This is a genomic window from Ramlibacter sp. 2FC, from assembly GCF_005503345.1.
Lineage (GTDB): Bacteria > Pseudomonadota > Gammaproteobacteria > Burkholderiales > Burkholderiaceae_C > SCMQ01.
The window spans coordinates 26,336-47,035 of record NZ_SCMM01000010.1; the positions used below are offsets into that span (position 1 = coordinate 26,336).

Annotated in this window: 19 protein-coding genes; 16 read left to right on the forward strand and 3 right to left on the reverse strand. The window is 68.3% G+C overall.

Annotation, left to right across the window (positions count from 1 at the left end; all coding sequences use genetic code 11):
• Positions 1–249: 249 nt before the first annotated feature.
• From FFS10_RS06535 to FFS10_RS06595, 13 genes are all read left to right on the forward strand, one after another.
• Positions 250–1,260, forward strand: a complete 1,011-nt coding sequence (locus tag FFS10_RS06535; RefSeq protein WP_137892787.1) for an LLM class flavin-dependent oxidoreductase — start codon at positions 250–252, stop codon at positions 1,258–1,260.
• A 22-nt stretch (positions 1,261–1,282) separates the two neighbouring features.
• Positions 1,283–2,068 carry an alpha/beta fold hydrolase gene (locus FFS10_RS06540; RefSeq protein ID WP_171016086.1) on the forward strand — a complete coding sequence of 262 codons (786 nt, stop codon included), beginning with the start codon at positions 1,283–1,285 and terminating at the stop codon, positions 2,066–2,068.
• Positions 2,065–2,448 (forward strand): VOC family protein, encoded by a 384-nt coding sequence (locus tag FFS10_RS06545; protein ID WP_171016087.1) that lies wholly within the window; start codon positions 2,065–2,067, stop codon positions 2,446–2,448. Before FFS10_RS06540 ends, FFS10_RS06545 begins: the two co-directional genes overlap by 4 nt.
• Before the next feature lie 13 nt (positions 2,449–2,461).
• Positions 2,462–2,815: an NIPSNAP family protein gene (locus FFS10_RS06550; RefSeq protein ID WP_137892792.1), complete on the forward strand. Its 354-nt coding sequence runs from the start codon at positions 2,462–2,464 to the stop codon at positions 2,813–2,815.
• A 48-nt stretch (positions 2,816–2,863) separates the two neighbouring features.
• On the forward strand, positions 2,864–3,691 hold the full coding sequence (locus FFS10_RS06555) for a carboxymuconolactone decarboxylase family protein (RefSeq protein ID WP_137892794.1): 828 nt from the start codon (positions 2,864–2,866) through the stop codon (positions 3,689–3,691).
• Positions 3,692–3,702: 11 nt separating this feature from the next.
• Positions 3,703–4,686, forward strand: a complete 984-nt coding sequence (locus FFS10_RS06560) for an NADPH:quinone reductase (RefSeq protein ID WP_137892796.1) — start codon at positions 3,703–3,705, stop codon at positions 4,684–4,686.
• 115 nt (positions 4,687–4,801) lie between these two features.
• Positions 4,802–5,770 (forward strand): flavin reductase, encoded by a 969-nt coding sequence (locus FFS10_RS06565; RefSeq protein ID WP_137892798.1) that lies wholly within the window; start codon positions 4,802–4,804, stop codon positions 5,768–5,770.
• A gap of 10 nt (positions 5,771–5,780) precedes the next feature.
• Entirely contained in the window at positions 5,781–7,298 is a 1,518-nt protein-coding gene (locus FFS10_RS06570) for a class I adenylate-forming enzyme family protein (protein ID WP_171016088.1), read from the forward strand.
• Positions 7,298–8,545, forward strand: coding sequence for a thiolase family protein (locus FFS10_RS06575; protein ID WP_137892802.1), 1,248 nt, complete (start codon positions 7,298–7,300; stop codon positions 8,543–8,545). Before FFS10_RS06570 ends, FFS10_RS06575 begins: the two co-directional genes overlap by 1 nt.
• Before the next feature lie 35 nt (positions 8,546–8,580).
• Entirely contained in the window at positions 8,581–9,570 is a 990-nt protein-coding gene (locus tag FFS10_RS06580) for a Bug family tripartite tricarboxylate transporter substrate binding protein (protein WP_137892804.1), read from the forward strand.
• Between the two features lie 48 nt (positions 9,571–9,618).
• The gene (locus FFS10_RS06585) at positions 9,619–10,575 is read left to right on the forward strand and encodes a Bug family tripartite tricarboxylate transporter substrate binding protein (protein ID WP_137892806.1); all 957 of its coding nucleotides are present in this window, start codon (positions 9,619–9,621) and stop codon (positions 10,573–10,575) included.
• Between the two features lie 59 nt (positions 10,576–10,634).
• On the forward strand, positions 10,635–11,381 hold the full coding sequence (locus tag FFS10_RS06590) for a hypothetical protein (protein ID WP_137892808.1): 747 nt from the start codon (positions 10,635–10,637) through the stop codon (positions 11,379–11,381).
• 53 nt (positions 11,382–11,434) lie between these two features.
• A complete protein-coding gene (locus tag FFS10_RS06595; RefSeq protein ID WP_171016089.1) occupies positions 11,435–12,325 on the forward strand; it encodes an IclR family transcriptional regulator in 891 nt (296 codons plus the stop codon).
• Between the two features lie 9 nt (positions 12,326–12,334).
• Here the strand turns inward: FFS10_RS06595 and FFS10_RS06600 are convergent, their stop codons facing one another.
• Entirely contained in the window at positions 12,335–13,066 is a 732-nt protein-coding gene (locus tag FFS10_RS06600; protein WP_502702673.1) for a GntR family transcriptional regulator, read from the reverse strand.
• A 116-nt stretch (positions 13,067–13,182) separates the two neighbouring features.
• Here FFS10_RS06600 and FFS10_RS06605 point away from each other — a divergent pair, with 116 nt between their 5' ends.
• On the forward strand, positions 13,183–14,004 hold the full coding sequence (locus FFS10_RS06605; RefSeq protein WP_137892812.1) for a sterol desaturase family protein: 822 nt from the start codon (positions 13,183–13,185) through the stop codon (positions 14,002–14,004).
• Between the two features lie 167 nt (positions 14,005–14,171).
• Here FFS10_RS06605 and FFS10_RS06610 read toward each other — a convergent pair whose 3' ends face one another.
• A complete protein-coding gene (locus FFS10_RS06610; protein ID WP_137892814.1) occupies positions 14,172–17,585 on the reverse strand; it encodes an adenylate/guanylate cyclase domain-containing protein in 3,414 nt (1,137 codons plus the stop codon).
• A gap of 166 nt (positions 17,586–17,751) precedes the next feature.
• Here FFS10_RS06610 and FFS10_RS06615 point away from each other — a divergent pair, with 166 nt between their 5' ends.
• Positions 17,752–18,516: a 3',5'-cyclic-nucleotide phosphodiesterase gene (locus FFS10_RS06615; protein ID WP_137892816.1), complete on the forward strand. Its 765-nt coding sequence runs from the start codon at positions 17,752–17,754 to the stop codon at positions 18,514–18,516.
• Positions 18,517–18,522: 6 nt separating this feature from the next.
• Here the strand turns inward: FFS10_RS06615 and FFS10_RS06620 are convergent, their stop codons facing one another.
• Positions 18,523–19,554, reverse strand: coding sequence for a patatin-like phospholipase family protein (locus tag FFS10_RS06620; RefSeq protein ID WP_137892818.1), 1,032 nt, complete (start codon positions 19,552–19,554; stop codon positions 18,523–18,525).
• A gap of 198 nt (positions 19,555–19,752) precedes the next feature.
• Here FFS10_RS06620 and FFS10_RS06625 point away from each other — a divergent pair, with 198 nt between their 5' ends.
• Positions 19,753–20,697: an SMP-30/gluconolactonase/LRE family protein gene (locus tag FFS10_RS06625; protein WP_137892820.1), complete on the forward strand. Its 945-nt coding sequence runs from the start codon at positions 19,753–19,755 to the stop codon at positions 20,695–20,697.
• Positions 20,698–20,700: the final 3 nt, after the last annotated feature.

Here is a 20,700-nt window from a genome sequence, read left to right on the forward strand (position 1 = left end):
CCGCCAGGACCTCGTGCACTCGCTGCAAGTGGGGCCGGCTCGAATCGAACGCGGGTTGCCGGCGCTCGGCCATGCCGCTGTCCATTCCCGTTTCCTGCCGCGCCGATTTCGTCCCGCCACGTGGACTTTGGACGCGCAGGCCCGGCCCGGTTCATCTGGCGGGACGGAAAGCGCTGGCGCTGCGTTGACGCAAATCGGTCGAGAAAAGAACATTCATTCCACTGAAACATTTCTGCAAGAGGACGACATATGAAGTTCGGATTGTTCGGCGGCGCGCGGGTCAGCGACAAGGGGCCGCGCACAGACAGCCAGGGCTACGACACCTTCGTCGACTATGTGCTCGAAGCCGAGAGCCTGGGCTTCGAAAGCCTGTTCCTGGTCGAGCACCATTTCACCGGCATCGGGCAGGTGTCCTCCTCCATGTCGCTGCTGGCCTACCTCGCCGCCAAGACCAGCACGATCCGTCTCGGCACGGGCGTGGTGGTGCTGCCCTGGCACAACCCCGTGCTGGTCGCCGAACAGGCCGCCACGCTGGACCTGCTGTCGAATGGCCGGCTGGACTTCGGCGTGGGCCGCGGCTACCGGAAGGCGGAGTATGAGAGCTTTGGCATTCCCATCGAGGAAGGGCAGGAGCGCTTCGACGAGGCCATCGAAGTGATCCGCAAGTCCTGGACGTCGAAAGAGCGCTTTTCGCACCACGGCAAGCGCTGGCACTACGAGAACATCATCGTGGAGCCGCCGGTGCGGCAGGAGCCTCACCCGCCGATGTGGCTCGGTGCCGTCAGCCCCGAGGGCATCCGCCGCGCGGCGCGCGAAGGCTACAACATGCTGCTGGACCAGGTGGCGTCTGTCGCGCAAGTGGGTGAGCGCCTGAGGATCTTCCGCGAGGAGTGCGCGCTCGTCGGTCGGAGTTACACGCCCGAGATGGTCGGTGTCACCCGCGGCCTGTACCTGGCACAGACGCCGCAGGAACGGGCGGCCCAGATGGCGCGCCGCGCCGAGATCCTGGGCACGATAGGCGGGATCCGCCAGCCCGATGCCGTGGCCTGCGACCCGGAGCTGGACGATGCCCCGCTGTTCGGCAGCCCCGCGGAGATCGTCGACAGGCTGCGTGCCCTGGAATCGGTCGGCGTCGGCTATGTGCTGGCCAGCGATCCCAGCGGCAACCTGGACAGCTTGAGGGCCTTTGCGCGGGAGGTGATGCCCGCGATGAAGCGGGGCTCGGCCGCGGCCCAGCCCCTCGAGGCGGCCACGGCCTGAGCGCGGCGGGAAGCAGATGCACATGGAACACGATTTCGTCAGCACCTCCGAAGGCCAGCTTCACTATGTGAGGACCGGGCCGCGCGACGCCCCCGCCTTGCTGCTGCTGCACAGCAATGGGGGCTCCTGGCGCCAGTTCGCGGGAACCTTCGCCGGCCTCTCGGACCGCTTCGCCGTCTACGCGGTCGACCTGCCGGGCCAGGGCGACTCCTTCCCCCTGGGCGACCATTTCGCCATCGAGCGCTACAGCCGGCTGCTGCTCGAATTCATCGATGCGCTCGAGCTCGAGCAAGTCACGCTGCTGGGCTGCTCGGTGGGCGGAAGCATCGCCATCGACCTGGCTGCGAATCACCCGCAGCGGTTCGAGAGGCTGGTGATCGTCGAGACGCCCGCGCGCAGCGACGAGGCCTGGGCCAGCCGCTGGGGGGCTATGGAGGCCTTGTTCGGCGTCGTGGCCCAACCGTTCGAGTTCGCCGCCAAGCGCGTGCTCGGGCTCACGCCGCAAGGCTACCTGGAGTGGAGCATCGACCGCCACAAGGCCGGTGCCAAGACCATGGTCAGCGTGATGTGGGCCATGCGCCGCCACGACAGCTTCGCGGCGCTGGAGCGGCTCACGCTGCCCACGCTGGTCTTGTTCGGCGAATCCACCCCCATCGCCGACTCGCGCGCGGTGTACGAGAGCCGGCTGCCCCAGGCACCGCTGGTCACTCTGCCCGGATGCGGGCACTTTCCCATGGTCGAGAACCCGGCCGCGTTGGTCGAAGCGGTGCTGGCGTGGCTGGAGCAGGAAGTGGAGCAGGCGAGATGAGCACGAACAACATGTTTGATGGCGAGATCCGCATCGTCACGCTGCGCGCAAGGAACTGGCTCGAGACAGTGCGCTACTACAGGGAGTGCGTCGGTCTGAAGCAGAAGTTCAGCGACGAAGCCTCGCAGTACGCCATGTTCGAGGCGGGGCCGGTGCGCTTCGCCATCGAGGGACCGGACCGCCCGGCCTATGGCAGAGGACTTGCCGGTGGCGCGCTGATGGCCAACTTCCAGGTGGCGGACCTGGCCGCCACGGTCAGGCGCCTGACCGCCAACGGCGCGCAGGTGCTGACGGAGATTCGCCACGGCCCGGGCTACGACCATGTGGCGATCGCGGACCCCGAGGGCAACGAGCACATCGTCTACCAGCGAACCGCATAGAAAGGGCAAGAAGATGCTGATCGATCACCGGACCTACCGCGTGCGGCCGCTCACCCTGCACAAGCAGCTGGCGCTGTTCAACGAGTTCGGCTACCCCGTGCTGAAGAAGTACGTGGGCGAGCCTCTGGGCATCTTTCTGCCCATCGATGGAGACATCAACAGCTACATCCACATCTGGGTGTACGAGAGCTACGAGGACCGTGCGCGCAGGCGCGCCCTGATGGACAAGGACCCGGCCTGGCATGCGTTCCTGGAGAAGAGCGCCTCGGCGGGCTACCTGGTCAGCCAGGAGAGCAGGCTGATGGTGCCCTCGGAACTGGCGCAGGTGCCGTGGCCGAAGCTCGCGCAGCTGCCCGGCGCCGCATGAGGCCGAGGCCGGCAAGCCATCTTTTGAACCAACGAGGAGACAGATCTAATGGCTGATGCAAAACATTTCGAGGGCCGGGAGAGAACCCAGGAAATCCTGCGGGAATTCGGCTGGTTCGAGTTCCTGGATGTGCCGGGAGAAGCCGCGCCCTACGGGCTGAGCGCGCAGTTCTGGGACCACACGCTGGAGCATGTCGTCGGCGGCTTGTGGGAGCGCCCGCAGATGAACCTGCGCGACCGCGAGCTGATCATGATCGCGCTGATCGCCGCCACGCCCAGCAAGGTGGGCCTCATCCCCCACCTGAGGAACGCGCATTACCTGGGCTTCTCGGCGGACGCCATGCGGGAAATCCTGCTGATGGTGGCCTGGTACGCCGGCTGGCCCAAGGCGGCCGAAGCCATGGTGCTGTTCGAGGAGATCGCGGCCCAGCCCGACTCGCCCTACCGTGGGATCGAGACGCCGGCGACAGACGAGCTGCCGCAGGGCAACCCCATGGCCCGTGCGGAGCAGGTGCTGTCCAGGCTGGGCTGGGACAACCATCTGGGCGACCACTCGGCCGCCAGCCAGCGCTACGGCAGGAGCTTCCACGAGTTCTCCATGCAGCATCTCTATGGCGGTCTCTGGGCGCGGCCCGGCCTGAGCCTGCGCGACCGCGAGCTGGTGGCGATCGCGCTCACCCTGGCGGCCTCGTCACCCGAGACGCTGTCCCAGCATTTCGAGAACGCGCACAAACTCGGCATCACCGCGGCGACCCTCATCGAGGTGATCCTGACCACGGCCTACTATTCGGGCTGGCCCAAGGCCGGCGGTGCGGTACGGCTGCTGCGCGAGATCGTTGGCCGCGAAGGCTCGCCTTATCTCGCTTCCGAGGTCTGAGGAGAACTGCCATGAAAGCTGTCTGGTACGAGCGCTTTGGCGAGGCAGGGGACGTGCTGACCCTGGGCGAGATGCCCGAGCCGCAGGCGGGGCCGGGCGAAGTGAGGATCAAGCTGCACAACTCCAGCGTGAATCCCGCGGACACCGTGCTGCGCAGGGGCATGTGGCAGTTGTCGGCGCCGCGCATCATCCCCAACAGCGATGGCGCGGGCGTGATCGACCAGGTCGGCAAGGGAGTCACCCGCTTCGTGGTCGGCCAGCGCGTCTGGCTCTACAACGGCCAGAGGAATGGCCGCGCCTTCGGCACCGCGGCCGAGTACATCGCCATCGACGAGCGGCTGGTGACGCCTCTGCCGTCCCAGGTGGGCTTCGCCGAAGGCGCCACGCTGGGCATTCCCTGCTTGACGGCCTGGGTGTGCCTGTTCATGGACGGGGCCATCGAGGGCAAGACCGTGCTGGTCACCGGCGGCGCGGGCGCGGTGGGCCACTATGCGGTGCAGCTGGCCAAATGGGGCGGGGCGCGCGTGATCGCGACGGTGGGCTCGCCGGCGAAGGCGCAGATCGCCCGCGAAGCCGGCGCCGACGCCGTGATCGACTACAAGACGGAAGACGTGGCGCAGCGCGTGCTGGAGATCACCGAGGGCCGGGGCGTGGATCGCATCGTCGAGGTGGAGTTCGGCGCCAACCTGCCCGCCAGCCTCAAGGCCATCAGGACCAACGGCACCATCGCCGCCTATGCCTCGACGGGGCAACCGAACCCCGTGGTCCCGTTCGACCTGATCAAGGGCAAGAACGTGACCATCCATGCCTTGCGCCTGCCGCTGATGCCACAGGACATATGCCGTGCCGGGCAGCACGACATCACCCGCTGGCTGGAGGCTGGGAAGCGCATTCACAACATCGCCGGCAGGTATCCGCTGGCCGCTACCGCGGCAGCCCATCGGGCCGTCGAGGCGGGCAACAAGCTGGGAACGGTCATCGTCGACATCCCCTAGCCGTACCGAGGCTCGCGCCTCGCCAACCCACCTTGATTCACAAGGATCGTCGTGCCGCAACCGCGGGGGGACGGCCCTTGCCGCGGCACGCCGCTCCCTTTCATCGGAGATTCCCATGACAAGCATCCGTTCACCCGAGCCGGCCGAGTCCGGCAACCCCGCCGACGACCTGAGGGCGTTCAGGCGCTGCCTGTCGCAGTTCGGCACCGGCGTGACGGTGATCACGGCCCAGGCCGGCACCGAGCGCGCCGGCGTGACCGTCAACTCGTTCTCCTCGCTGTCGCTGGACCCGCCGCTGATCCTGTGGGCGATCAACCGCCAGGCGCGCAGCTGCCCGGTGTTCGAGGCCGCCTCCCACTTCACGGTCAACATCCTCGCCTCGGACCAGATCGAGGTGTCGCGCTGCTTTGCGACCCCCGCCGAGGACAAGTTCGCGCAGGTCGCATGGACGCAGGGCGAATGCGGTTCGCCCGTGCTGGATAACGTCCTGGCCGCGCTGGAGTGTGAAAACGAGGCCAGGTACGAGGGCGGGGACCATCTGCTGATCGTGGGTCGCGTCAAGCGCTTTTCCCGTTTCGAGAAGGAGCCGCTGCTGTTCGTGCAGGGCCGCTACGGCGTCGCGGTCGACCATCCCGGCCTGAAGGCCAGCCCCGAAGCGGCCGCCGTGGTCCCGGCGGAGAACACCTCGCTGATGGTGCTGCTGCTCTTCGCCTACCAGGCCTTGTCCGAGCAGTTCGAGGCGCACAGGAAGGCCGAGGGCCTGACGCTGGCCCAGAGCCGGGTGCTCGCCGTGCTCTACCAGGGCCGGGACGGACTGCCCATGGCGGAGCTCGTGCGGCGAGCCTACCTCGGGGTGCGCGATGTGGAAGACGCGGTTGCCGACCTGGCGGACCGCTCGCTGCTGCTGCGCGCGCCCGGCCAGACGCTGAAGCTCACAGCCAAGGGCATAGCCTGCCGCGAAGCCATCATGCGCCACCTGCATGACTTCGACCTGCGCCAGACCAGCGGCCTGCCCGCGGGCGAGGTCGAGGCGGTGCGCCGGGTTCTCTCCCACATCATCCGCAACAACCAGCGCCATGCCTAGACAGCCGACCATGCTACCGATAGACAACCTCTACCAGACCGCCAGGCTTCAGCCGGATGCCGTGGCGGTGGAATCCGACAGCACGCAGCTGAGCTACCGCGAGCTCGCCTTGCGCGTCGACGCGCTGGCCGCCCATATCCAGCACAGGGTGCCGGGCTGCCAGAACCGGATCGCGATCTGTGCCTACAACACGCTCAACCATTACCTGGCCATCCTCGCGACCTATGCCAGCGGCAACACCTGGGTCGCATTGAACCCGCAGAACTCCCGGCGCGATCTGGACCGCATCGTCCAGGTGACGCGGCCGGCGCTGTTCATCGCGGACGAGGACTGCCTGGACAAGCTCAGCCCCAACGGGGCGCCGGTGCTGGTCGGCTCCGATACGCATGGGGAGTCCGAGGTTGCGCAGGCAATCCGCCGCTGCATGGGCGAAGGCCCGCAGCGGAAGGGGGTCACGCTGGACCACCTGCAGGCCATCAAGTTCACCGGCGGCTCCAGCGGCGTCCCCAAGGCGGTGCAGCAGGCCTACCGTGTCGGCGCGACGCACCTGGTCCACATGCGGATGATGTGGCGCTTCGGCCGCAGCGACACCGGCCTCGCCGTCTCGCCCCTCACGCATGCCGGCGGCACCTACATCCTGCCGTTCATCGCGATCGGCGGCCGCTACGTTCTGATGCGCAAACCGGCGGCGGGCGCCATCCTGGACGCGATCGAGCAGCGTGGCGTCTCGCGCATCTTCATGGCCCCTACCTTGCTGTACCAGCTGGTCGGTGAGCAGGAGAGGGCGCCGCGCAAGCTGGCTGCCCTGCACAGCATCACCTACGGCGCCGCACCCATGCCGGTGGAGAAGATCCGCCAGGCCCAGGCCGTGCTCGGCAACAGGATAGACGTCACCTACGGCCAGACCGAGGCATCGCAGTGCCTGACCGGCGCGACGCGCGAGGAACTGGCGGACGAGCGCTACATCGGCACGGTGGGGCGTGCCGGCCCGCTGGTGCAGGTGCAGGTCATGGATCCGCAAGGCCGGATCCTGCAGCCCGGCGAGATCGGCGAGGTGGTCGCCAGGGGCGATCTGCTGATGAAGGGCTACCTCGACAACGACGAGATGACCGCACGGACCATCGTCGACGGCTGGTTGCATACCGGGGACACCGGCTCCTTCGACCAGGACGGCTTCCTCACCATCCGTGGCCGGCTCAAGGAGATGATCATTTCGGGCGGCTTCAACGTCTACCCCGCCGACGTGGAGGGCGTGCTGTCCAGGCACCCTGGCGTGCACGAGAGCGTGGTGTTCGGCGTCGCCGACGACAAATGGGGCGAGCGCGTGGAGGCGGCGGTGGTGCTGCGCGGCGGTGCCCGGGTGGGCGAGCAGGATCTGGTCCAGTTCGTCAAGGACGAGCTCGGCTCGATCCAGACGCCCAAAAGCGTCCACATCGTGAGCGACCTGCCGCGCAACGAGGTGGGCAAGGTCGTGCGGCGCGATGTCAAAGAGCTGTTCGAGCCGCCGGCCTCGCGGGAGATGCGCTGATGGATCGCGTATACATCGCCGGTGTCGGGATGACGCCGCTGGGCAAGTTTCCCGATCTGTCCGTCAAGCAACTGACCCGGATGGCCGTTGCTGCGGCGCTGGATGACGCCGGCCTGGCCATGCCGCAGGTCGAGGCGGCCTGGTTCTCCAATTCGCGGCAGGGCCAGATGGAGGGGCAGAACTCGATCCGCGGCCAATGCGCGCTGCGCAGCATGGGCTTCGAGTCGATTCCCATCACCAATGTGGAGAACGCCTGTTGCAGCTCGTCCACCGGCCTGAACCAGGCCTTCGCCCATGTCAGGGCCGGCCTGGTCGACATCGCCCTGGTGGTGGGCGCCGAGAAGATGTTCTACCCGGACAAGAAGGAGCTGATGCTGCAGGCCTTTCGCGGCGGATGGGATGTCCACAACGAAGCGGAGACCACGCGGCTTCTGCTGTCGCTGGGCGAAGGCGTCCCCATGCCGCCCGAAGCCGCCGCGGACAGCGGTTTGCGCAGTGTCTTCATGGACATCTACGCGGCGCTGGCGCGCCAGCACATGCGGCTCCACGGAACGACGCAGCGGCAGATCGCCTGCGTCGCCGCCAAGAGCCACTGGCATTCCACCCTGAACCCGCTGGCCCAGTACCAGCAAGAGCTGTCTACGGAGCAGGTGCTGGCCGACCGCCTGATCTCCTGGCCGCTCACGCGGGCGATGTGCGCGCCGCTGAGCGACGGCGCGGGCGCGCTGGTGGTGTGCAGCGAGCGGGCGCTCGGACGCCTGCGCGGCGAGCGCGCGGTCGAAGTGCTGGCCAGCGCGCTGGTCAGCGGCTCCAGCCGCGATCCCGACGACCTGTCCCGCCATCTCGGGCGCGTGGCGGCCCAGCGCGCCTACGCGCAGGCCGGCATAGGGCCCGAGGACATCGACCTGGCGGAAGTGCACGACGCCACCTGCTTCGCCGAGATCCTGCATGTGGAGAACCTGGGTTTCTGCGAGCCGGGCGGCGGAGCCGCGATGGCCGAGCGCGGCGACACACGCCTGGGTGGCCGCCTGCCGGTCAACACCTCGGGCGGCCTGGTGTCCAAGGGCCACCCCATAGGCGCCACCGGCGCGATCCAGATCCACGAGCTGGTCACGCAGTTGCGCGGGGAAGCCGGCAAGCGGCAGGTCGAAGGGGCCCGCTTCGCGGCGGCGGAAAACGGCGGCGGCTTCTTCGGCGCCGAGGAGGCCGCGACCGTGGTGACGATCCTGGGGCGCCGCATGAGCTGACGACGGCGCCTCGAACAACCAATCAGGAGACAAACATGAATCGATTTCTGCTGCGCACGCTGCGCTGCCTGGCCTGGCTGGGGCTGGCGACGGCCGGCCTCCAGGCCGCCGCCCAGGACTACCCCGCGAGGAGCGTGCGCCTGATCGTCAGCGCCTTGCCGGGCAGCACGCCCGACCTGACCGCCCGCATCGTGGCCGAGCAGCTGCGCAAGAAGACGGGCATGTCCTACGTCGTGGAGAACAAGGCGGGGGGCAACGGCATTCCCGCCCTGAGCGAGCTGGCGCGCACGGCGGCCGACGGCTACACGCTGCTGGTGGGCAACATCAACTCGAACGGGCTGGCGCCGGCCCTGCACGCGAAGAAGTACGCCTTCGACGTCAAGGCCGCCATACAGCCGGTCACGCTGCTGTCCGATGGCCCCAGCGCGCTGGTGGCGGCGCGCAGCCAGCCGGCCAGCTTCAAGGAGGCCGTGACCCTGTGGAAGGCCAGCCCGGGCAAGTACGCGTACTTCGCGGCGGGGGTCGGCAGCTTCGGCCACATCTGGTTCGCCAAGCTGATCGAGCGGCAGGCCCTGGACCTGCTGTTCGTGCCGGTCAAGGGTGGCAGCGAGGGGCTGCAGCTGATGTACGAGGGCTCGGTGCACTACGCCTACGTTCCGCTCGCCAGCTTCGTCGGGCAGATCCGCAAGGGTGACATCCGCGCGCTGTTCGTCACGGGTCCCGGCCGGCTTGCGGAACTTCCCGAGGTGCCTACGCTGCGCGAGGTGGGCCTGCCCGACGATTTCGAGATCAACACCTGGGTGGGTCTGTTCGCCCCTGCCAGGATGAAGCCGGAGCTGCTGAAGAAGATCCACGCGCTGTTCGTCGAGGCCGTGGGCCGCGAGGAAGTGGCGGCCCAGTACAAGGGCCTGTTCATGCAGCAGCAGACCAGCAGCTCGCCGGAGGAATTCCGGACCTTCGTCGAAGGCCGCATCGACGCGTACAAGGCGGTCGCCGAGCGCAGCCGCATCAAGGTGGAAGACTGACCTGCCGTATCGGCAATCGCAAACTCGCAAAATTGACAGGAGACGATCATGTTGAAAGCCAAGCTTTTTCTCAGCATCCTGCTGCCGGCCTTGCTCGTGCTGGCCGACGGCGCCGCGGCGTCTGACTATCCCGGCCGGCCTGTGCGCCTCGTGGTGGGCGGTGGCTCCGACGTGCCGGCGCGCGTGGTCGCGAACTTCCTCACCCAGAGCTGGAAGCAGCAGGTGAACGTGGAGCCCCTGCCGTCGGCGGGCGGGATCATCGCGGCCAAGACGGTGAAAGAGGCGCAGCCGGACGGCTACACCTTCCTCAATTCGACCGGGGCCTACCTGCTGAACCAGGCGGCGCGCAACCCTCCGCCCTTCGTCATGGGGCGTGACTTCACGCCGGTCGGCCTGCTGGGGACGGCGCCGCAGATCGTGGTGGTGCCGGCAAGCCTGCCGGTCAGGAACATCCCCGAGCTGATCGCCTATGCCAACGGCAAGCCGCAATCGGTGTACTGCGCGTCCGCCGGCATCGGGGGCAGTTCGCACCTGGCCTGCGAGATGCTGAGGCATTACGGCAAGGCCGACATCACCCATGTGGCCTACAAGGGCGTGGGGCCGGCGCTGCTCGACGTGATGGCGGCCCGCGTCCAGGTGACCTATACGGCCGTGGCGGCGATCTCGGCCATCAAGGAAGGGCGGCTGCGCGCCATCGCCGTCACCGGAACCCGGCGCCTGGCCGCCCTGCCCGAGGTCGCCACGGTGGCCGAGCAGGGCTTGCCGCAGCTGACCCTGCTGACCTGGTACGGCATCCACGCGCCGGCGGGCACGCCGCCCGCGGTGGTGGACCAGGTCAACAAGGCGCTTGCGAAGGCGATCAAGGACCCGGCCGTGTCGCAGGCCTTGGTGAATGCGGGGCTCGAGCCCGAGGCCATGTCGGTGGCCGAGTTCCGGGAATTCATGGGCGGCCAGGAGGCCGGCATCACCCGGCTGTGGCGCGAGACCGGGGCCAAGCTGGATTGAAGGCGCTGCCTGCGGTGCAGCGAAGCATTGTCATTTACACAGGAAAGGATAGTCAGAGCATGGACAGAGCAATATGGGCAATCTGGTACGACCTGCCGGCCGAGAGGACCGAGGAGTATCTGGCCTGGGCGCATCAGGAGTACCTGCCCTCCATCCGGCAGCGGCCCGGCATCGCCTGGGTCGCGCACTACAGGAATGCCACCGGGCCGGCGATGCTGAACTCGGTGCACAAGGTGTTCGAGCGCCCCGCCGCGTCGGAAACCGGAGCGGGCACGCAGTTCGTGCAACTGGTGGGCGCCGTGGACCCGATGCTGCTGTTCGCGCCCAGCGTGATCGACCAGGAAGCGGCCGAAACCGGCCGCAGCCGGCAGATGCTGGATCTTCGCGTCGGCCCACAGAGCTATATCTTCAACGAGACCTACCGCGTCAACGGCCCCGAACTGCGCCTGCGCCCGCCCGGCACCACGCCCGGCCCCGGCATACAGATGGGCATGCTGCGCATCAAGAACGTGGAGGCTGAACACGCCGTGGGAAAGTGGTACGCTAACAGCCGGCTCCCGCTGATCGCGGGGATGCCCGGCGCGATTTCGGCCCGGGTGTACTCCTGCCTCTGCGGCTGGCCGGAGATCGCGGTGCTGTATGAATTCGAGTCGATCGATGCGCGTGCCAGGAGTTTCGAGCCGCAGGAAACGGCCCTGGCCAAGGGGCCGCCCGAGGGCGAGGTTCACCAACTGCCTATGGACCAGCTGGTCCACGCGCCGGGCTCGCCCATGCCCGCCGTGCGCATCTGGCCGCCAATCATGTGATGCTCGCACCACGCCCCGCCGCGCTCCGGCGCAGCCCTGTTCCCCTGGCGGACATGGGCTCTAACCTCTGGACCTTCGCCGACAAGCCGCTGCAGCTTGGCGGCGGCGGTGCCTACGGGCCCAGCAAGACGGCCTCCGAAGGGGTGCGCAGCATCCATCGTGCCGTGACGGTGCTGAACGTGCTGAGCAGCGTGGGGCGCACCGGCGCGTCGCTGACCAAGATCGTGCAGCTGAGCAAGCTGCACAAGGCCACGGCGCACCGCATCCTGTGCGCGCTCTTGAGCGAGGGCTTCGTCGAGCAGGACGCGGCCTCGCGCAACTACCGGCTCGGCGCGCAGATCTCCGTGCTCAATGCGGTGATGGGCCAGCAGTTCGATTTGCGCATCATCGGCAAGGGGGTGCTGGACCGCTTGGCCGAGGCCACGGGCGACGCGGTCTACCTCGCCGTGCGCACGCATTACGACGGCCTGTGCCTGGACTTGCGCGAGGGCGCGAACCGGATGCCGGAGCTGCGCCTGCGCGCCAACGAGTGCTGGCCGCTGGGCATAGGCGCCTTCAGCATCGCCTTGCTGGCTTTCCTGCCGGACGACGAGGTCGAGGCGATCATCGAGCACAACTCGCGCTACCTCGGCGCGCAGAAGGACATCACGCCCCAGTACATTCGCGACCAGGTCCGGCTGACCCGCACGCGCGGCTTTGCCTCCAGCCGCAACCTGGGCAACCAGGGCATGGCTGCGGCCGCGGTGCCGGTGTTCGACCCGCATTGGCGGCCCTTGGCCTCGCTGTGCATCACCACCACCTTGGAGCGGTTCAGCGAATCGCGTGAACAGGACCTGATCAACCTGCTTTGGGCCGAATCGCGGCGCATCACCGGCGAGTGGTGCGAACTGGGCGGAATCTCGCGTGCCATCACCTGGCGCAAGGGCCTGGCCAGCTCGATCTAGCGCCCAGGCTCAGCCCAGCACGGTCGAGCGAGCGAAGCCCTCCAGGTTGTCGATCAGACGGTCTAGAGCCTTGCCGGCGCCGTCGAAATCACCCTTGGAGATCGCGACCGCGACGTCAGCGTGCAGCCTGGCCATCTCGGGCATGTCGGCCGCCTGCTTGTAGTGCAGGTACCAGAAGCGGCGCGACAGGCCATGCAGCATGCGCATGGCGCCTTCGGCGAATTCGTTGCGCGCCGCGGCCAGGCACAGGTCATTGAATTCGCGGTCGGCGCGAATGAAGCGGACGTCGTCATTCTTGGCGGACGCTTTCATGAACTCGGCTGCCAGCGCGGCGAACCGTTCCCTTTGATCGTTCGTGGCTCGGCGTGCCGCGCTGCGGCAGATCAGCCGCTCGATCTCGCGACGCGTTTCCAGCAGCCGCAACTGCTTGGCCACATCGATGTGTGACACCAGCAGACCGCGCTGGGGCAGCACCTGCATGAGGTGCTCGCGGGCCAGCCTCTGGATGGCTTCCCGCACGGGGGTGCGGCCTATGCCGGTCATTTCGCTCAGGGCCTGCTCGGACACGGCGGCGCCCGGCGGGAGGCGCAACGTGACGATGGCCTCTTCGATCATCTCGTAAGCCTGTTCCGTCAGGCTCGCCTTGGGCACGATCTGTGGCGCCTTCGACGGGGCCTTAGGCCGGCGCGCCGGGGTCGCGGCCCGTGTCTTGCGCGCGGCAACACGCTGGGTGGCAGTCAAGTTTTCTCCTTTTCGAACAGTTTAGATCGTATGACAAGCGCCGGGCCGGGCTTCGTCTTGACAAAAAAAGAGCTACTGATATATTTGATGGACATTAGTTGAATTGGAGTTTGCAGATGATGACCGAGCGCCAGCGGACGTTCCGCGAGCAGTACAAGGCCGATATCAGCCCCCTTTACAACGGGGTGCTGCACATTGCGGTGCTCTACGGGGTAGGCATCGCCGCCATCTGGTACTGCGTTGGGCAACTGCGCGACGCAGGCTGGGAGTGGCTGATAGCCTTGCCGGTTTTCGTCGCCGGCAATTTCGTGGAGTGGTTCATGCACCGCTATGTGATGCACAAGCGCATCGACTTGTTCGCGCTGCGAGCCATTTACGAGCGCCACACCCGGCAGCACCACCAGTACTTCAGCGACGTCGAGCCCACCATCGACACCACGCGCGAATTCCGCATCGTGTTCTTCCCGTGGCGAGTCCTGATCACGCTGGGCGTGGCCGGCTTGCCTCTGGGCTACCTGGCCTCGAGGTTCCTCAGCCCCAACCTGGGCTATGTGGTGTTCATCACGATGGTCGGGCAATACCTGGTTTACGAGACCTTCCATTACTGCTGCCACGTGCATGAGAACTGGTTCGTGCGTCACATGCCCTTCATCAACACCATACGCCGCCACCATACGGCGCACCACAACATGGGAATCATGATGAAGTACAACATGAACCTCACCTTCCCGATCGCCGACTGGTTCATGGATACCACCGACCTGCGCCGCGGGTTGCTGGGCCACCTGTTCAACGGCTACAGCGAAAAGCACGTCAAGGAGGAGCTCAAGCCCGTCATTGCGCGGTTTCGTCACGATGACTCGAGCGTCACCCTGGATGGCCCGCAACTGACGCCGCTGGAAGAAAGCGTCATGGTCGGTGGCACTCCGCCGGCATAGGGTTCGCGTCAAGCACTGCCCGGCGTCTCGGATTCCGAGACAGGCGCCCGCGGCATTGGGGGCACCTCGTGAGGCCATAGATAGCAGATGGCCGGCAGGCGGGGTGCACTCATCGACAACGTCGTCTTTGCCCGCACCACGAGCTTCCGCTGGCGGCTGTTCCAGCCTCAGCCCAGCGCATCCAGCAGTGCCTTGGCCTCCTGCAGGTCCAGGGTGTCGAAGCCCTCAGTGAACCCGTTGTAGATCTCGCTCAGCATCTGGCGCGCCTCGACGGGCTTGCCCTGCTCCCGCCACAGCCTGCCCAGGCCCAGTGCCGCGCGCAGCTCCAGCGACTTGGCGCCCTGGCGGCGGGCGATCGCGATGGCCTGCAGGAAGCAGGCCTCGGCCTCGTCCCGCCGGCTGGCCTGCTGCGCCGCGTCGGCTGGCTGCAGCAACGTTAACTCACCCTTGAGCCGGTACAGCTCGGCCTCGTAGACGCGCTCCTGCGTGCGCTCCACCTGCGCCATGGCCTCGGCCAGCGTCTGCAGCCCGGCCTCGGCCTCGCCTGCCCTGCCGCAAGCATCGGCCAGCAGGCCCAGGAAATGCGTGCGCCAGAGCTCGGCGCCGGTGGCGCGGTAGGCGGCCATGCCCTGCCGCATTTTCTCGATGCCCTGCTCGGGCTGGCCCAGGGCGGCCAGGGTCCAGCCCGACAGCACGGTGCCCCAGGTCAGCGCGAACGGCAGGCCTTGCTCGCCCGCGATGGCAAGCAGGGCGTCGGTCAGCTCGCGCGTCTTGTGGACCTCGCGGCGCCGCAGGCGCAGCTCGGCCGCGAAGATCAGGGCCGTGGCCGAGGCGGGCGGGTGGCCCAGGGTCTGGGCCAGGGCCAGCATGGCCTCGCTGCGCGTCAGGGCCTGGTCCGGATGGCCGAGCAGCCACAGGTCCAGCGCGAGAAAGGCCAGCCCCAGCAGGCCGGGCTCGGAGCCGTAGTAGTAGTCGGTCGACTGGTGCCGCTGCGGGTCGTAGAGGGCCAGGGCCTGCTCGAAGTGCGTGCGCGCGGCTCGCAGTTCACCCATGCTGAACAGGTTGGCGCCCATGGCCCGGTGGGCCGTGACCAGCCAGGCCGGGTCCTGGGCCTGCTCGGCCAGCGCGAGCAACTGCTCGGTGTGGCCGCGCGCGGTCTGCAGCTGGCCGCTGACCTGGTAGTAGGTGCGCAGCCCCTGCAGGGCAGGGAAGAGCTGGCCGGTATCGTCGAGCCCGCGGCACAGCGCCACGGCCCGTGCGTAGGTCGCCTCGACCGCCGGGGAGCCCGGGCCGCGCGTGGCCATCTGGGCGGGGCCTAGGCTGATGTGGAGCTGCAATTCCAGCCGCGCGCGCTCGGGCGTGTCGGGCAGGGAAGGCAGCAGGGCCAGGGCCTGGGTCAGGTGGTTGACCGCCTCGGCGTCGGCCGAGCGCTGCACCGCCTGGCGCCCGGCACTCAGCAGGTAGGCCACGGCCTTGGGCGCGTTGCCGCTGCGGCTGAAGTGGTGGGCCAGCTCGTTGCAGTGCGCCTCGAGCTGGTTCGCGAACAGCGACTCGATGGCCTGGCCCGTGCACTCGTGCAGCGCGCGGCGCCGCTCGAGCAGCAGCGAGCCGTAGCTGACCTCCTGGGTCAGCGCGTGCTTGAAGCTGTACTCCACCTCGGGGAAGGCCGGCTGCTCGTAGATGAACTCGCCGGCCTGCAGCCGCGCGAGCAGGCTCTTGAGCTGCTCCTCGGGCTGGTCGACCACGCGCGCGATCAGGCTCCAGGCAAAGCTCTTGCCGATCACGGCCAGGGTCTGCAGCAGCGCCTTCTCGGCCGCGCCCAGCCGGTCGATGCGCGCGGCGAGCACGCCCTGCACCGTGCTCGGGATGTGCAGGCGGGCGGGGAAGCGCTCGAGCCGGTATTGGCCGCGCTCGCCGCGCAGCGCCCCTTCCTCGATCAGGGTCTGCACCAGCTCCTCGATGAAGAAGGGGTTGCCCTCGGTCTGGGCCAGGATCAGCCGCTCGAGCGGGGCGAGCTGCGGGCCGTTGCCCAGCAGGTCGCGCAGCAGTTCCCGGGCCTCGGCCTCGCCCAGCGGGTCCAGGTGCAGCTGGGTGTAGCAGCTCTTGTTGCCCCAGTCGTGGCGGTACTCGGGCCGGTAGTTGACCAGCAGCAGCATGCGGGCGCCGGCCACGCTCTCGGCCAGGAAGCCGAGGAAGGCCTCGGTCTCGGTGTCCAGCCACTGCAGGTCCTCGACGATCAGCTCCAGCGGCTGGGCCAGGCTCTCGCGCACCAGCAGCCGCTTGATCGCCTCGAAGGTGCGCTGGCGGCGCACCTGGGGCGGCATCTGGGCCAGCGCCGCGTCCGGCTCGGCGATGCCCAGCAGGTAGAACAGGTAGGGCAGGCTGTCCTCCAGCGCGCGGTCCAGGGTCAGCACCTTGCCGGTCAGCTTCTCCTCGCGCCGGCGCTCGTCGTCCTGCGCCGTGATCTGGCAGTAGTTCTTCAGCAGGTCGATCAGCGGCAGGTAGGGGTAGGCCTTGCCGTGCGAGACCGAGAAGGTCTCGAGCACCAGGGCCTCGCGCGGCGCGAGCAGCCTGAACTCGTGGCACAGGCGCGACTTGCCGACCCCGGGCTCGCCGACCACGCCGACGATCTGCCCATGCCCGGCATGCGCGCGCGCGCGGGCCTCGCGCAGCTGCTCGAGCTCGCGCACGCGGCCGACGAAGCGCGCCAGCCCGCGGCTGGCCGAGACCTGCAGCCGGGTGCGAAGCGGGCCCAGGCCCAGCACCTCGAACACCGGCAGGGGCTCGGTGAGGCCCTTGATCGGCGTCGCGCCCAGTGCCTTGAACGCGAAATAGCCCTCGGCCAGGTGGTGGGTGTGCTCGCTCGCGACGATGGAGCCGGGCACGGCGATGCCCTCCATGCGCGAGGCGATGTGGATGGAATGCCCCACCGGGTCGTAGTCGGTGTGCAGGTCGTCGGTGCGGATGGCGCGCACCACCACCTCGCCGGAGTTGATGCCCACGCGGATCTGCAGCGCGATGCCCTGGGTCACGCGCACCTGGTCGGCATAGCGGCGCATGTCGTCCTGCATGCGCAGCGCCGCCAGCAGGGCGCGCTGCGCATGGTCCTCGTGCGCGATCGGCGCGCCGAACAGGGCCAGGATGCCGTCGCCCATGGACTTGGCCACATAGCCCTCGTAGTGGTGCACGGCGTCCATCATCAGGGCCAGCACCGGGTCGATCAGGCGGCGCGCGTCCTCGGGGTCGAGGTCCTGGATCAGGGCGGTCGATCCGGCCATGTCGGCGAACAGCGCGGTGATGGTCTTGCGCTCGCCGTCGGCCGCGCCGCGCGCCTGCATCGCGGCCTGCGCGGCGCGTATGCGCTCGGCCAGGTGGGGCGGGGTGTAGTCGACCGGGGCGCTGGAAGCGGACGCCGCTCCGGCGGGGTGCCCGCGCAAGGGGGCGCCGCATTCGCTGCAGAACTTGGCGCTCGTGCCGACCTCGTGGCCGCAGGCCGGGCAGACATGGACCAGCCCGGCGCCGCATTCCTCGCAGAACTTGGCGCCTGCCGGATTCTCGAACCCGCAGCCGATGCAGCGCATGGGGCCCACCTTTGCCTTGGATGGCCTGGAGCTTGAACGATGCGTTCATTGTAGGCCTGGCCGTCGCGTCGCGCACCTGCCCGGCGGGACGCGGCTTGCCGGATGGGGCGGCGGCCACGATACTTGCAGCCAGGGTCCAGGGCCCGCGACCATCAGGAGGTCCCGAATGAAAGTCCGAGTGCTGGGGTGCAGCGGCGGCATAGGCGCGGGCTTGCGCACCAGCGCCCTGCTGCTCGACGAGGATGTGCTGATCGACGCGGGCACCGGTGTCGGCGACCTGGCACTGGACGCGATGCGGCGCATCGACCATGTCTTCGTCACCCACGCCCATCTGGACCATGTGTGCAGCCTGCCGCTGCTGGCCGACAGCGTCGGACCGCAGCGCCAGGCGCCGTTGACCGTCCACGCGATCGCGCCGGTGATCGCGGCCCTGCGCGCCCATGTGTTCAACGACAACATCTGGCCCGACTTCGCGCGGCTGCCGCGGCCCGAGGCGCCCTACCTGCGCTGGCGCGTGATCGTCCCGGGCGAGACCGTCACGCTGGGCGCACGCCGGATCACCGCGCTGGCGGTCGAGCACGGGGTGCCCGCCGTGGGCTACTGGCTCGACAGCGGCGCCGCCAGCCTGGTGTTCACCGGCGACACCGGCCCCAACGATGCCCTGTGGGACCAGGTCAACGCCATCGCCAACCTGCGCTACCTGCTCATAGAGACCGCCTTCTGCGAGCGCGACAAGGCGATCGCCGTGGCCGCCAGCCACCTGTGCCCCAGCCTGCTGGCCGAGGAACTGGGCAAGCTGCGCGTTCCCGCGGAGATCTTCATCACCCACCTCAAGCCCGGCGACCGGGCGCTGACGCTCGCTGAAGTCGCCGCCGCCCTGGGCGCCGACCGGGCCAGGGCGCTCGAGGACGGCCAGCTCATCGAGTTCTGAGGGCGCTCAGAGAAACTCCTTGTCGATGTCTATGCTCGAGCGCTGGCCGATGTGCGCGTAGTTGTCGCGCAGCCAGGCCTCGGTCGCGGCCCGCCCCTTGTCGCGCAGCTCGCAGAGGAAATGCCAGTCGGCGTTGTACTTGGTCGACACGCCGAGGGCGGCCATGGTCTCGTCGGAGCGGATCGAGTGGATCCACATCTCCTTCATCTCGCCGCGCTCGACCTTGCCGCGCTGGATCAGCGAGGTGACGAAGGCGATCGCGCGCATCTCGCGCATCAGCGAGGAGTTGAAGCTCACCTCGTTGACGCGGTTGAGGATGTCGGCCGCCGTGGTCGGCACGCCGCGGCGCACGATGGGGTTGATGTGGACGATCACCACGTCGCTGGTGCGGCAGTGGTAGATCAGGGGGAAGATCGCCGGGTTGCCGACATAGCCGCCGTCCCAGTAATGCTCGCCCTCGATCTCCACTGCCTGGAACAGCGTGGGCAGGCAGGCCGAGGCCAGCACCGCCTCCACGCAGATGTCCTGGCTCGAGAACAGGCGTATCTTGCCGGTCTCTACATTGGTCGCGCAAAGGAACAGCTGGATCGGGCAGCCCTGGCGCAGCGCGTCGAAGTCCACATGCGCGAGCAGGATCTCGCGCAGCGGGTTGCGGTTGTACGGGTTGAACTGGTAGGGCGAGAAGATGCGCAGCACGATGTCGGCCATGGCGTGCAGCGGAGAATGGTCCAGCCAGAAGCTGTGGTGGCCGGTCATCCAAGGCACCTGGTGGAAGGGGGTGTAGCTCTCGACCGAGTGCGCGATGGCGCGCCAGAAGTCGTGCAGCGCCTGGCGCGCCTGCGGCGGGCCGCCCTGCCGCAGGCCTTGGGCCAGCACGGCCGCGTTCATGGCGCCGGCGCTGGTCGCGCTCACGCCCTCGATCTCCAGCCCGCTGTCCTGCTCGAGCAGGCGGTCGAGCACGCCCCAGGTGAAGGCGCCGTGCATGCCGCCGCCCTGCAGGGCCAGGGAAACAGGCTTTCTTGTTCCGTTCTCAGCCATCGGAAGCCTCCTCGGTGCCCGGTTTCGCGTGTCCTTGGTGGTCAGGTCCGATTATCGTTCCGGCGACGGCTTTGCGACCTGCTGCGAGCCCCTGCGGTTATGCCCTGGCTGCCGCGCCTATCATTCGTCGTTCTCCTGATGAGCCGCCCGTGTCGCCGACGCCGGGCGGCCGCCGGTCTCCTGTTTCCAATCAAGACCATGCAGCAACACTCGTCCTGGCAACCCAGCCCCCGCTACCCCGACCCGGCCGTTCAGGTCCTGCACCCCGACTTCGAGCGCTACCGGCTGGTCTCCGCCGCCGTGGAGCGCCTGGCCACCGGCATGCGCTGGGCCGAGGGACCGGTCTGGTTCGGCGACGGGCGCTTCCTGCTGTGGAGCGACATCCCGAACGACCGTGTCATGCGCTGGGACGAGGAGACCGGCGCCGTGAGCGTGTTCCGCAAGCCGTCCAATTTCGCCAACGGCCACGCGCGCGACCGCCAGGGCCGGCTGCTCAGCTGCGAGCATGGCGGGCGGCGCGTCACGCGCACCGAGTACGACGGCGCCATCACGGTGCTGGTCGACCGCTTCGAGGGCAAGCGCCTGAACTCGCCCAACGACCTGGTCGTGGCCTCGGATGGCGCGGTCTGGTTCAGCGACCCGGCCTTCGGCATCTCGGGCGACTACGAGGGCCACCGCGCCCCGGCGGAATTGCCGACGCATCTGTACCGCCACGACCCGACAACCGGCGTCACCGAAGTCGCCTGCGCCGACATCGCCTCGCCCAACGGCTTGGCCTTCTCGCCCGACGAGAAGAGCCTCTACGTGGTCGAGAGCCGCTCCAAGCCGCGCCACATCCTGGCCTTCGACGTCGAGGGCGGCCGCCGGCTGACCCATAAGCGCGTGCTGATCGAGGCCGGTCCGGGCACGCCCGACGGCCTGCGCTGCGACGAGGACGGCAACCTCTGGTGCGGCTGGGGCATGGGCAGTCCCGAGCTGGACGGCGTGATGGTGTTTTCGCCCCAGGGCCAGGCCATAGGCCGCATCCAACTGCCCGAGCGCTGCGCCAACCTCTGCTTCGGCGGCCCCCGGCGCAACCGGTTGTTCATGGCGGCCAGCCAGTCGGTCTACGCGCTCTACGTCAACACGCGCGGCGCCGTGTAGGGT